The following is a 13715-nucleotide window of genomic DNA, read 5'->3' on the forward strand; positions in this document are numbered from 1 at the left end:
GAGGTAAGTTTGTTCATAACAAAAACAAAAAACTATCATCAAAATGAAAACTCAAATAAAATTTAATCGCCACAGTTTAATCCGCTTAGCAACTGTTATCCTGGTTGCAATACAAACAGGTTTATTTGGCTTTGCCAACGCGCAAACTGCTTCTACGGCAACCAATAATAATAGCGTAGCACCTGCCAGCTCGTTAGGTACTTTAAAACAGATCAATGCAGGCGTGCTAAACGTTGGCTACACCGAAGCCGGACCAGCCACCGGTCCGGTAGTTATTTTACTACACGGCTGGCCTTATGATATCAATAGCTTTGCCGATGTTGTTCCGATTTTAACTGCTAAAGGCTACCGCGTAATTACTCCGTATCTGCGTGGCTTTGGTACTACCCGTTTCCTATCCAACCAAACACCACGAAACGGACAGCAGGCAGCAATTGCCGCAGATGTAATCGCTTTGATGGATGCGCTTAAAATTGATAAAGCTACCTTAGCCGGTTTTGACTGGGGCGCCCGTACCGCCGATATTGTAGCCGCCCTTTGGCCAGAACGTTGTAAAGCCCTGGTATCGGTAAGCGGATACCTTATAGTGAACCGTGTTGCTAACCAACAACCATTACCTCCAAAAGCCGAATTAGGTTGGTGGTACCAATATTATTTTGCTACAGAACGCGGCGTAACCGGGTACGATCAAAACCGCGACCAGTTTAACAAACTAATATGGCAGTTGGCCTCACCAAAATGGAACTTTGATGATGCTACTTATAACCGCACTGCATCATCATTTAACAACCCCGATCATGTAGCTATTGTGATTAACAACTACCGCTGGAGACTAAATTTAGCCGAAGGAGAAGCAAAATATGACGAGCTGGAAAAACGCCTTGCCGCCCGCCCGGTAATCACTGTACCTACCATTACCATATCAAGCGATTTTGACGGTGCCAACGCCGACGGAAAAGCTTATACGAAACAATTTACCGGCAAATACGCGCACAAAATACTGCCAGGTATTGGCCACGATGTACCACAGGAAGCACCACAAGCCTTTGCTGATGCCATATTAGAAGTAGGTACTTATTAATTTCTCACCCTTAAAACTAAAACACATGAAACCCATTAAATTTTTGGCGATAGCCGTAATACTTATAGCCATGATATCAGCAATTAGCGCCTTTGCAGGTTATCACTCAAACCCGGTAAAAGTTAGCAAACCAATAGCTAACGGAAAAGGATTCGCGTTATTGGAGTTATTCACCTCGGAGGGTTGTTCAAGCTGCCCGCCGGCAGATGAGTTATTGGCCAGGATTCAAAAAGAGACAACAGATAAACCCGTTTACATATTAGCCTACCACGTTGATTACTGGAACCGCCTGGGTTGGAAAGACGTATTCAGCAATCATGATTTTACCAACCGTCAGATAGCATATAACCGCTTTTTAAATGTATCAATCTATACGCCACAGGTTGTTATTAACGGGAAGGCCGAATGCGTAGGTTCTGATGAATCGGCTTTAAGGGATGCCATTGCGCAAGGGTTAGCCTCTGCCCCTGCCGCTAATGTTACACTGCAAGCGCAGCAACAAGGTGATAAACTGGCGGTAAACTACAAACTAACCGGAACATCGGCAAGCAATCAATTACTCATCGCGGTTGTGCAAAAACAAGCCATCAGTAAAATAGGGGCCGGTGAAAATAGCGGCCGCACTTTGACCCACGCCCAAATAGTACGTGAATTACATACGGTGGCTTTAACATCAGATCATGGTACAACCACCGTTAAACTTCCGCAAGGTTTTAATACGCAGGCATGGGAAATAGTTGGTTTTATTCAGAGTACCAGTACCGGCGAGGTGTTGACTGCTACGAGGGTTGAAGTTGTTAAAGGTGAAAATTCTTAAAAACACAGCCCTAAAATAGTACAAAAGAAAGCGTCATTGCGAGTTGTAAAATCCGCGGACTCTGAAAGTGAAATGACAACATCAAAAAAATGGGGTCATGCTGAGCCTGTCGAAGCACGCGGGCGAAGGCCTCTGCGCGCGAGCCTTCGACAGGCTCAGGGTGACAGGCCGCCTTATTTTAAAACATAACTTGTCATTGCGAGGAACGAAGCAATCCCCAACTATACAGGGCGGCTCTGTATTTTGGGGATTGCTTTGTCGTTCCTCTTCGCAATGACACTTTGCTTGTAGTTAAGCTTTCTTTAATCTCCGCTATGCCTTCTATGTTTCTTTTTCTTACTCGATTTTTTCGAGCTTTTCTTTTCAGATTTTTTGGTACTTGGTTTATCAGCTTGTTTTACCGGAGTACTCGCTGTAGTAGTTGCTTTAGTAGCCGCATCCGTAGAATCTTTACTCAATTGCTTAACGGTAAACTCATTTCTGCTCAAGCCATATTCCAGTTGGCGTTTGGCTCCGGTTGATTTGGCATCTTTACCGGTACCGCTGTAAATAGGGAACTCACGGATGAGCTTACCATCGCGGATGTAAAAATTATCATCGCCCCGGTAACCTTTGCGTTGTGATGAGTTTAACTTGGGAAAGTCGAGCTTATTGGCTTTATTATCATTAAACTCAAAAGCGTAAATACTTGCCCGGTTAATGGTATCTTTTGATTTTGCCTCAATCAATATCTCGGGGTTGCCATCTAAATCCATATCGGCATTGTAAACATCAATGATGTTGCCATCCAGATCGCCGGTGGTAGTGGTATATTTTATGGCCGATGAATCGGAATGCAGGATCATGAATGAACCCGCTTCCTGCGATCCCCTGCCCCAGCTAAAGATGTCATAGCTTTGTCCCGGTGCCACCTCAATCAACTTATGAAACCTGAAAGGTGCCATTAACGCGGGCTTTTTAGGTACCGGCGCGGTTACCGCTGTTTTTGTTTCGCTGTTGCCACAGCCCGCCAAAGCAATAGCGGCAGTTAATGAAAAAGCTAAATAATATAACCTGTTAATCATTATATGTTTATCCTTCTGTTAGTTCTTTAGCACATCGGCCGTTAATTCGGCCTTGGTTTTGCCCGGTGCAGTTATGAATACTTTTAAAGTATTGTTACCGCCGTTATCAGCATACTTCAAAGCAAACTTGTGGTAGCCTTTCGTTAAAGGCACGGCACCCATTTGCTCGTTAACGGCATGTTTACCATCGTTATCAACTATCACCTGGTCGTCAATTAACAATACCGAACCATTGGCAGACAGGGTTGAAAACCCGTAATTTCCATCAGCATCAATATTAATAAATCCGCTGTAAATTACACCATACTTACCCTTACTTTTTCTAAAATCGGCAGTGCTAAAGGTTTTTACCGTACCGCTATCTGTAGCGGCACCAATTAATTGGCTGGTGCTACCAAACGTACCCGCAAATAACTGGTATTTAAGGCCCGCGGCATCACCTGTATAATTAACGGCTGCCATCGGCGCTTTATTATAAACCAGCGCACGGGTAACGTTACTGCGTTTGCCAGATGGGGTAATTACAATGGTTTGTAGCTCGCGGTACTGATCTTGCGGCACGTTATAGGTCATCGGGATGTCGTACTCCAAGTCGGTTTCGCGTGGAGTATAGCCATCAATGGTGTAGTAAACTTTAGCGCCATCAACAGATGGTTTCAGGTTAACGGTAAGCTGGCTGCCAATCATTACGGTATCAACCGCGCCAATGGCCACCGGCACGTGATAATCAAAGCCATTTTTATCTAACCAAGCCAAATGCCCGGGTAAACGGGTTTCAGAAAAATCTTTAAAATTTTTGTTAGCCAATGGCGACCAGGCAATTTCTGATAGTGCCATTAAACGCGGCAACAACATAAACTCAACTTTGGCATCGGTTGGGATATACTCTGTCCACAGGTTGGCTTGTACACCCATAATGTATTTCTTTTGCTCGGGTGTCAACGCTTCGGGCGTTGGGTCGTAAGCGTAAATTTTTGATAGCGGTTCATTACCGCCAATGCTCAATGGCTCCTGGCTTGGTTTACCCTGGCCATGATCGATATATAAACCGTGGCTACCGGGTGTCATGATCACATTGTGTTTTTGCTGAGCGGCTGCAATACCACCCTCTTCGCCGCGCCAGCTCATTACTGCCGCGTTTGGTGCAAGTCCACCTTCTAAAATCTCGTCCCAGCCAATAATGTTACGGCCTTTTGAGTTTACAAATTTTTCAACACGCTGAATAAAATAGCTTTGCAGCTCGTTCTCGTCTTTAAGTTTTAGCTTTTTAATCAGCTGCTGGCAAAAAGGTGACGCTTTCCAGGCATCTTTAGGGGCCTCATCGCCGCCAATGTGGATATATTTACTTGGAAATAATTCCATCACCTCGGTAAGCACATCTTGAATAAACGCGAAGGTTTTATCGCTTGGGCAATAAATATCTTTAAATACGCCCCAGGTTTCGGCAGCTTTATAAGTTTTGGTTGGGTCACAACTTAACTCCGGGTAAGCAGCCAAAGCGGCCTGTGAATGGCCCGGCATTTCAATTTCGGGTACAATGTTGATGTAACGGGCAGATGCGTATTTAACTACATCACGGATCTGATCCTGGGTATAAAAACCACCGTATGGGGTACCATCAAACTGTTGGGGTGTTTTATCACGATAGCCGCCTATCAGCGTTTGGGCGCGCATGCTGCTGATTTGGGTTAGCTTCGGATATTTTTTAATCTCAATGCGCCAGCCCTGGTCTTCTGTTAAGTGCCAGTGAAAATTATTGAGTTTGTAAGCGGCCAGCAGGTCGATATATTTTTTGACCATCTCTACACCAAAAAAATGCCTGCCAACATCAAGCATGGCACCACGATAGCCAAAGCGAGGATAATCCTCTACCTGTACGCAAGGCAATTTGGCTGTAGCGGCTCTATCGGCAGGGAACAGTTGAATTAATGTTTGGATGCCGTAAAACAAACCAGCGCCTTTACCGGCAACAGTAATTTGTTGTGAGGTAATGGTTAAACGATAACCTTCGGCAGGTAGCCCATCAGTTCCGGCAGAAGTTAAAGTGATAGTATTTGATGTGCTCCCTGCGCTTTTAACAGTAATGGCTTTGTTATAAGCCTGGTTATTAGCCAGGTAATCTTTAAAAAACAATACCGCTTTGTTTGAAGGCGAATCGGCCTGAATATTGGTTTCCTGGCTCAGTATAAACTGACCGGGCACTTTTTTCAACGATACCGGTGCCGGGATAACACCCGCGTACGGATCAGTATCCTGGGCGTTAACAACAATAGTGCATGATGTAAGCAATGCAAACAGCAGCAGGGAAGCTTTTTTTAACATATTTAGTGTGAGGTTGGTACTACGTTGTGAATATAGAGTTTTTAAAAAATTATAAGAAGTTTTTTTGGAGTAAGGATTTAGGAGCAAGGACTGATTGGACTTTGGGACGGTGGGACTTTAGGACTGGTTGGACTTGGGGATTGGGAGACAGACAGGAATAGTTAACCACTGTCCAAATTATAAATACCAGGAATCGTCATTGCGAGTTATAAAATCCACGGACTCTGAAAGTGAAAATGACAACGGCTTTTCATCCCGTAGTCATGCCGAACTTGTTTCGGCACCCCACTTGCTTAGTGTACACCTGGTGAAAAACCTACCCTATGGGGTCCTGAAACAAGTTCCAGGATGACTTCAGTTTTATAACTTGTCATGGGTAGGCACGAAGCAATCCCCAATTTACAGAGCAACTGTGCAAATAGCCCCTGTATAGTTGGGGATTGCTTCCTACCGCAATGACGACCGTTTTAAAACAAAAAGAGCCACCTGCTTTGCAAATGGCTCTTAAATATATTTTCAAAGTCCTCTCCTTTGGAGAGGATTTAGGTGAGGCTTCTTACGCAGTTACCACATGCTCTTTAGCAGCCAGGTACCTTTCGGCATCTATAGCGGCCATACAGCCGGTGCCTGCCGCGGTTACGGCCTGGCGGTAGATGTGATCCTGGGCGTCGCCGCAGCAAAACACGCCTTCTACGTTGGTTTCTGTTGATCCGGGGCGGGTGATGATATAGCCTGTTTCATCCATATTTAACCAGCCTTTAAAAATATCGGTATTAGGATGGTGACCTATCGCCACAAAAAATCCGGTTACGTTAAGATCTGTTTCAGTATTGGTGCTGTTGTTAATCACTTTAACACCGGTTACGCTTTGTCCGTCGCCGATGATTTCTTTGGTTTCGGTGTTGTAAAGGATCTCGATGTTAGGGGTGTTCTTTACGCGGTGAACCATTGCTTTTGATGCACGGAACTCGTCGCGGCGAACAATCATGTATACCTTGCGGCAAAGTTTAGCCAGGTAGGTTGCTTCTTCGGCAGCAGTATCACCGGCACCAACTATGGCTACGTCCTGTCCTTTAAAAAAGAAGCCGTCACACACAGCACAGGCCGAAACGCCAAAGCCGCTGTATTTTTGCTCGGATGGTAAGCCCAGCCATTTTGCAGATGCACCGGTAGATACAATTACGGTATCGGCCAGGATAGTTTTCACATCATCAACAACCACTTTATGTGGCAGGCTCGTAAAATCAACCGAACTTACGTAACCGAAACGAATTTCGGTACCCAGGCGCTCGGCCTGTTTCCTGAAATCTTCCATCATTTCGGGCCCCATAATACCTTCTGGATAGCCCGGAAAGTTTTCTACATCAGTAGTTTGGGTAAGTTGCCCACCGGCTAATAAACCGGTGTACATTACGGGCTTTAAATCGGCCCTTGAAGCATATATAGCGGCTGTGTAACCGGCAGGACCCGATCCAATGATCAGGCATTTTACGTGTTCTAATTCTTCAGACATTGTTATAAAAATGTATGCGAATTTACGGTTTAAAAGCCTATCTGCCAAGCAAAATATCGTCAGGCCTGTGCCATCATTTGCCTGTATTAGCCTTCAACACCCGCATTACATTACCGCCTAATATTTTGTCTATATCTTTTTCAGAGTAATTCAACTTTAATAACTCCTCGGTAATTTTGGGGTAATCACTTACACTATCCAAACCTAATGGATACGATTCTGCACCGTCAAAATCCGATCCTATGCCCACATAATCAACTCCAATCAGTTTCACAATGTAGTCTATATGATGAATAAGCAAACTCAACGGCGGGCGAATTTTATCCGACTCTGTTTTGTACATCACATTCAGCCTGATATTGGCCAAATCGCCATCATTGTAAATTTTAGTGAGCGAATCTAGCTCGGCTTTATGCTGATGTAAAAACACGGCTACTTTGGGCGAGTAAGTACTATCAACAAAGCCGCTGTAAAAATTAAGGCAAACCACTCCCCCGTTTTTAGCCAGGGCCTTTAGCTGATCGTCTTTTAAATTACGTCTGCTTGGGTCAATACTCCAGGCGCAGCTGTGCGAGGCAATTACCGGTTTGGTTGTGGTAGCCAGCACATCGTAAAACGTACGTTCGCCAACGTGCGACACATCAACCATTACACCTAATTGATTCAGGTGTTTAACAATCTGTTTGCCGTAATCGGTAAGGCCCAAATGCGGCAAACTATCTTTTTTGGTAACCTCATCACGTGCCGAGGTTGCCCAAGAGGTGCTGTTATTCCAGGTAAGGGTTAAATAATTCATGCCACGTTTGGCCAGGCTATCAATATAGTCCATACGGTCCTCTATCATGTGGCCGCCCTCTACCCCTATCAATGCCGCTAATTTCTTTTGGGCGACCGTTTTTTTGAGTTCGGCACTGTTATGTACCAGGGTAATTTTATCAGGGTAGCGTTTGATAAGGGCATATAAAGAGTCAATCTCGCGGTTGGCAAATGCGAAAGCCGTGCCTTTGCCATAATTTTCGCCGCACCAGATGGAAAAAATCTGCGCGTCAAGTCCGCCCTCCTTGGCGCGTACTAAATCAAAATCGCCCTCTTTTTGTCGTTTGCCTAAATCAAACTTAGTGATCAGTTCATTCGATAGCACATCGTTATGGGTATCAATTAAAATAGCCTTTTGATGAATTTGCTGCGCGTTTTGTGCCGATAGTTTTAATGAAAACAGTAATAAGGGAAGTAACAGTTTTTTCATGCCTCAAGATAGGAATTTTGAGCGTTGATTTTGTGTTGGTTAAAAAAAGATGGCGGCAAGGATGACAATAATTCCACCACCAGCTATTAAATACCCAATACTATTACCCGTTAAATTATCTACAATACAATTATCCTTTTCGGTTGGATCGTAGATGATTTTTACCTGTTCTCCAACGATGTACAACGTCATACTATACCCTATCGTGCTTCTTTGCGTTATGGTTTCATTGTCTAACGTTTGATACCTAAAAACCGGGTAGTATCGCTTTTTAAAACCCTTTACAACTTCATCAATCTTAATTACCTTACCGGGAACACGGACACCCGTCTTCATCAGCTGACTGCGCAGAAATATATTTATAACGCCAATCCCAACAACAAAAAACCCGAGCATGCCAGCAATCATCCGTACCCCATTGTCATCAATTGCGGTTTTAAGTGCTAAAAACATATCTTATTATTCAACTAATATTGATGCAACATATAATAAACAGCCACCGCGATAATTAAACCCACGCCGATCAAAAGCAATAAAGGCCCGGTTATCTTATTGGCTGTGCCGTCGATGATGAAGTGCCGTTTGTCAGTCTTATCGTATATTATCTTAAGTGTTTCGCCCTCATCATACATAGGCGGGTTGCTGCCTATGGCATATGCTTTTGTTATTTCTTCGTTATCACCTACGGTAACATACTTTATTACAGGATGATAATATGAACTAAGAGAGGCATCGGAGCGGCGCTCAAATCGTAAAACAATACCTTTAACCTTAATACCCGTTTTGACAAGTTTATTACGTTCCACTATCTTACCAATACCCCAAACTATTAAAAAAGTGCCGCCTGCAAGTAAGATAATTTCGTCTATTGTTACGTTCATTTTTTGATTTCGGGTTTCTGTTTTTTTTGTCTGAACCAGGATTCAGCAGATTTATCAGATTTTAGGATTTTTGATTAACTTGTTTGCACTTTTCACTGCAAACTGCAAACTGCAAACTGCAAACTGCAAACTCACCACTCACCACTCACCACTCACCACTCACCACTCACTAAGTCTGTATCACTCCCACATTAAACGGTCTCTCTATCGGCGCGTGGTTAGCCGCTTCGATGCCCATAGAGATTACCTTGCGGGTTTCCAGCGGATCAATGATGCCATCAACCCATAGACGAGCCGCGGCGTAGTATGGGGTGGTTTGAGAATTGTAACGATCTGTGGTTTGTTTTAACAGTTCTTGTTCTTTTACTTCGTCAACCTGTTCGCCTTTGGCTTTTAAACCTGCCGATTGCATTTGAACCAATACTTTGGCTGCCTGCGCACCGCCCATTACCGCTATTTTTGCAGATGGCCAGGCGTAGATCAACCTGGGGTCATAAGCCTTGCCGCACATGGCATAATTGCCGGCACCGTAGGAGTTGCCTACCACAATAGTAAATTTGGGCACTACCGAATTGGCCACCGCGTTCACCATTTTGGCACCATCTTTAATAATGCCGCCTTGTTCGCTCCGACTGCCTACCATAAAACCGGTAACATCCTGCAAAAAAACCAGCGGAATTTTCTTTTGATTACAGTTCATGATAAAGCGGGTTGCCTTATCTGCCGAATCGGAATAAATGACGCCGCCAAACTGCATTTCGCCTTTTTTTGATTTGAGCACTTTACGTTGATTGGCAACAATACCTACCGCCCAGCCATCTATACGGCCCAGGCCGCAAATAATAGACTGACCGTAGCCGTCTTTATAGGGTTCAAAAGCCGAATCATCCAACAAGCGTTTAATAATCTCCATCATATCATAGGCCTTTTCACGATTATCGGGCAAAATGCCATAGATATCTTTAGGATCGAGTTTTGGGGTGGCGGGTTTTATCCTGTCGAAACCAGCTTTGGTATAATCGCCGGTCATGCTCATGATATTGCGGATGGAATCGAGACAGGCCTGGTCGTTAGGTTGTTTGTAATCCGTTACCCCCGAGATCTCGCAATGGGTTGTTGCACCGCCAAGGGTTTCGTTATCAACATCCTCGCCAATGGCCGATTTTACCAGGTATGATCCCGCAAGGAAAACCGAACCGGTGCCTTCAACAATCATGGCCTCATCGCTCATAATGGGTAAATACGCCCCACCGGCCACGCATGAACCCATGATGGCCGAAATTTGCACAATGCCCATACTACTCATCATGGCGTTGTTGCGAAAAATGCGGCCAAAATGCTCCTTATCCGGAAATATCTCATCTTGTAAAGGCAAATACACCCCTGCCGAGTCGACCAAATAAATAATGGGCAAGCGGTTTTCCATCGCAATCTCCTGCGCACGCAAGTTTTTTTTGGCGGTTATTGGAAACCAGGCACCGGCTTTAACGGTGGCATCATTGGCTACAATAACACATTGCCTGCCCGATACGTAACCAATACCACAAATAACACCGCCCGATGGACAACCACCATGCTCGGCATACATGCCATCGGCAGTAAAAGCGCCAACTTCAAGCCATGGTTTATCTTTATCTATTAAATAAGCCACCCGCTCGCGGGCCAGCATTTTGCCTTTTTCCTTTTGTTTTGCGGCAGCCTTTTCGCCACCACCCAGGTATACTTTTTTAAGCCGGGTGTTCAGTTCATAAACAAGCTGCTTATTTATATCTTCATTAACATTAAAAGCGATATCCATAATTGGTCTTTAATAGGAAACGTAATTTAGGGAAAATTACTGTAATTTCAGTTTGCAGTTAGCGGTCCGCAGTTTGCAGTAAAATAATAATATCCTGAAAATTATAACCCTAACAGGTGCTTCATAACAACACCATATCCCCCTTTTGCTGACGCTTTTTATTTTCAAGCAACTTTTGAGTTTATTAAAAATCAAAAGCCGCTCAAATTTTCTGGCGGCTTTTAAACGTAGCGATGGGTTTAAAATCCATCGCTACCCGGAAAAATATCTATATTAATTTTGAGGAGCGGGAGCTGGGGTTGCAGCCGAGCTTTTTTTCACAGCCATTCTCTTTTCCTTTTTGGCTTGTACCAGCGCTGCAAATTTAGTTTGCTGCTCGGGTGTTAAAATAGCGTTCAACTTAGCCTGAGTTTGATCATGGATCAGCTTGTGCGAATATCTTTGTTCTTTTTTATCGTTGGTACCTTTCAAGGCTTTCAGGCTATCCTGGCTATTCACCTGCGCAAGCAATACGGCATTTACCTGTGGTATCTGGCTGTTGGTTAAACCTAACTGTTTTGCCAAAACTTTGGTTTGTTTAGCGGCCTTTAACTCGGGTGTTTTTGGCGCTTTGTCCTGAGCTTTTGCATATAAGCCCAAACCAGCCACCAGCGCTATCATCAACATTAACTTTTTCATCCTTTTTTAGTTTTTTTGCTGGTATGACTTGGTATCGATTGATAGGTTTAATTTAGCGCTACCCCAATATTACAATTCATAACTTAATACCGCCGCCCCGTTTTTTAGTGTGCGACAATTGGTAAGCTTAAAATTAAGCTGCCTGGTAATTCCCTCAAACATGGGCGTGCCGCCGGTAATAGCAATCGGATCAACCCAAAGCATAAAACCGTCGAGCAGTCCAGCATTGGCCAATTGCGCGCTGATACTGCCGCTACCCAGTATGGTAATATCGTTGCCAGGCTGTTCCTTTAGTTTTTTGATTTCATCAATAAGGTTGCCTTTTATTAAAGTGGTGTTATTCCAGTCGGCAGTTTGCAGAGTTGATGAAATTACAATCTTTTGTGCATCGTTCATGCCTTTGGCTACCCCAGGCATGCTTTGCATGGCCATTCGCGAAGGCCAAAAACCAGCCATCATTTGGTAAGTAATCCGTCCGAACAGCAGCGTATTTCCAGCCTGCATATTTTCTTCAGAAAACTTAGCGCCCTCCTCGCCATGAATATGCCAGCTGGTACTATTATTCTCATCTTTATAAAAGCCGTTAAGGGTCACAAAATTGAATGCTGTTAACTTTCTCATCGTTTTAAATTTTTAATTGTTTGAATTATATGAGCATAACAAATGGGGATTGGGGAATTGGACAGTAATATCAGTTTTTTTAACGAGTTGGTGAAGTAACAACAAGCCACAGAGGATATTTCTGAATCGACAAAATAAATGGAATTTTAAGGTGACATTATTAATGGAGCCGATTACACTCCATTAAACACTACTTTTCTGTACGGCAACCCTATTTAGTCAGAAAACAATGAACTACCCCAAGGGAAGTTTAACAATAAAAACAGAACCCCGGCCTTCGGCACTTTCAACTTTGATGGTGCCGTTGTGGCTTTCAACTATCTGGCGTACTATGCTCAGGCCCAGTCCGGTTGATTTTTCGCCACGCAGGCCTGTTCGTCCGGCTTTGGTAAAACGGGTAAAAATATCAGGCAGCATTTGTGCGGGGATGCCCATACCATAGTCCTGCACTTCTATCACTACCTCCTTGTTTAGTTGTGATAAACGCACATCTACACGATCATAATCTTTTGAAAATTTAACGGCGTTACTTACCAGGTTATCAACCACCCTAAAAAACTTCTCTTTATTAATAAGCGCGAAAACAGGGTTAACATTGCTGGTAAAAACCACTTGTACTTTCTTTTCGGTTTTCCACCCGCTCACTGCCGCTTTAAGTAACTGGTTAAGCTCGGTGCGTTCGGTGGCTATCTGGGTATTGTTTTCGTTTTTGGCGGCATCCAGCAAATCAGTGATAATTGATCGCGCCTTTTCGCAAGATGCTTTGATCATATCTATATTTTCCTGTGTATCGGCAGATACATCATCATCAAGCTCCATCATCATCGCTATTGATTCAACCGCCCCTATGGGGTTGCGCAAATCATGGGCAACCATACCCAATACCTGGTTTTTAAATTCGTTGGCTTTTCCAATCAGCTCATTTTTTTCGCGAATTTGTAAAACCTGCTGATAGCTATTGGCCTTGTAAGTAAAAAAGTACCTGGATATAAGGTAAAAAGCCGATAACAGGATTACCGATATTAACTGATTATAAAGCATTTGTGTAGGCGATACCTGGCTGTAAAGTAGCAGGGCCGTAAAAAATATTTCGACCGCTATTAAAAGCATAAAGGTTTCATAGTACTCCAATACACAAATTGCACTAATGAGGCACAAGGCTATTAAATATAATGTAAGCGCGTTGCTGGGATCAGATGTGGTAATAAAGCTGGAATACATACCACAGGTAATAATATACAGCGAAAACAAAAACACCGTAAAAGCCATTAGCTGTGTGCCTTTTTGTCGCTTTTTAAAATCCAATATCAACAGATAGCTTGCGGCCAAAAAAAGCGGCGTAATGGCCAGGAAAATCCAGTTACTGGTATTAAATTCGGGAAAGTTTTGTGCTTTGGTAAGGCTTACCGGGAAAACGAAGTACAGAATACGGATAATAACATTGATCAGCAAAAACACCCCGCTTGCCGCCCGCATGGCTATTAAATTTTGATAGGTATAAAAGTTCCTGTACGATGTTCTGTACTTTTTGGGTAGGTTGTTGAAAAAAAAATTTGTATCCAATTTGTTACGCTGAGGCCTGGAAGCAAAAATATTAATTTAAATAAGAATCTTTCTAAATTTAAAATGTCAAAATGGCCTTAAAAGTCATTTTAACGTGACTTTTTATCATGTTGCCTTGTATGGCAGGGGAT

General features: G+C 43.5%; 12 protein-coding genes. 2 read left to right on the forward strand and 10 right to left on the reverse strand.

The window, feature by feature from the left end:
- Positions 1 to 43 precede the first annotated feature (43 nt).
- Both QWZ17_RS17360 and QWZ17_RS17365 read left to right on the forward strand, forming a co-directional pair.
- Positions 44 to 1081, forward strand: a complete 1038-nt coding sequence (locus QWZ17_RS17360) for an alpha/beta fold hydrolase (protein WP_290306553.1) — start codon at positions 44 to 46, stop codon at positions 1079 to 1081.
- A gap of 25 nt (positions 1082 to 1106) precedes the next feature.
- Complete coding sequence (locus QWZ17_RS17365) at positions 1107 to 1898, forward strand: DUF1223 domain-containing protein (RefSeq protein ID WP_290306554.1); 792 nt, start codon at positions 1107 to 1109, stop codon at positions 1896 to 1898.
- Between the two features lie 302 nt (positions 1899 to 2200).
- On the opposite strand, the gene QWZ17_RS17370 is transcribed toward QWZ17_RS17365, so the two are convergent.
- The 10 genes from QWZ17_RS17370 to QWZ17_RS17415 form a co-directional block, all read right to left on the reverse strand.
- A complete protein-coding gene (locus tag QWZ17_RS17370) occupies positions 2201 to 2962 on the reverse strand; it encodes a hypothetical protein (RefSeq protein WP_290306555.1) in 762 nt (253 codons plus the stop codon).
- A gap of 18 nt (positions 2963 to 2980) precedes the next feature.
- Complete coding sequence (locus QWZ17_RS17375; RefSeq protein ID WP_290306556.1) at positions 2981 to 5284, reverse strand: family 20 glycosylhydrolase; 2304 nt, start codon at positions 5282 to 5284, stop codon at positions 2981 to 2983.
- A gap of 556 nt (positions 5285 to 5840) precedes the next feature.
- A complete protein-coding gene (gene trxB / locus QWZ17_RS17380; RefSeq protein ID WP_290306557.1) occupies positions 5841 to 6797 on the reverse strand; it encodes a thioredoxin-disulfide reductase in 957 nt (318 codons plus the stop codon).
- A gap of 73 nt (positions 6798 to 6870) precedes the next feature.
- Positions 6871 to 8043 (reverse strand): dipeptidase, encoded by a 1173-nt coding sequence (locus QWZ17_RS17385; RefSeq protein WP_290306558.1) that lies wholly within the window; start codon positions 8041 to 8043, stop codon positions 6871 to 6873.
- 39 nt (positions 8044 to 8082) lie between these two features.
- Complete coding sequence (locus QWZ17_RS17390; protein WP_290306559.1) at positions 8083 to 8496, reverse strand: DUF3592 domain-containing protein; 414 nt, start codon at positions 8494 to 8496, stop codon at positions 8083 to 8085.
- Positions 8497 to 8510: 14 nt separating this feature from the next.
- Entirely contained in the window at positions 8511 to 8924 is a 414-nt protein-coding gene (locus QWZ17_RS17395; protein ID WP_290306560.1) for a DUF3592 domain-containing protein, read from the reverse strand.
- A gap of 169 nt (positions 8925 to 9093) precedes the next feature.
- Complete coding sequence (locus QWZ17_RS17400; protein ID WP_290306561.1) at positions 9094 to 10722, reverse strand: acyl-CoA carboxylase subunit beta; 1629 nt, start codon at positions 10720 to 10722, stop codon at positions 9094 to 9096.
- 273 nt (positions 10723 to 10995) lie between these two features.
- A complete protein-coding gene (locus tag QWZ17_RS17405) occupies positions 10996 to 11400 on the reverse strand; it encodes a DUF4890 domain-containing protein (protein WP_290306562.1) in 405 nt (134 codons plus the stop codon).
- 69 nt (positions 11401 to 11469) lie between these two features.
- Positions 11470 to 12021 carry a dihydrofolate reductase family protein gene (locus tag QWZ17_RS17410; protein ID WP_290306563.1) on the reverse strand — a complete coding sequence of 184 codons (552 nt, stop codon included), beginning with the start codon at positions 12019 to 12021 and terminating at the stop codon, positions 11470 to 11472.
- Positions 12022 to 12255: 234 nt separating this feature from the next.
- Positions 12256 to 13584, reverse strand: coding sequence for a sensor histidine kinase (locus QWZ17_RS17415; RefSeq protein WP_290306564.1), 1329 nt, complete (start codon positions 13582 to 13584; stop codon positions 12256 to 12258).
- Between the last annotated feature and the right edge of the window lie 131 nt (positions 13585 to 13715).

Origin of the sequence: Mucilaginibacter flavus (assembly GCF_030409315.1) — a bacterium.
Taxonomy (GTDB): domain Bacteria; phylum Bacteroidota; class Bacteroidia; order Sphingobacteriales; family Sphingobacteriaceae; genus Mucilaginibacter; species Mucilaginibacter flavus.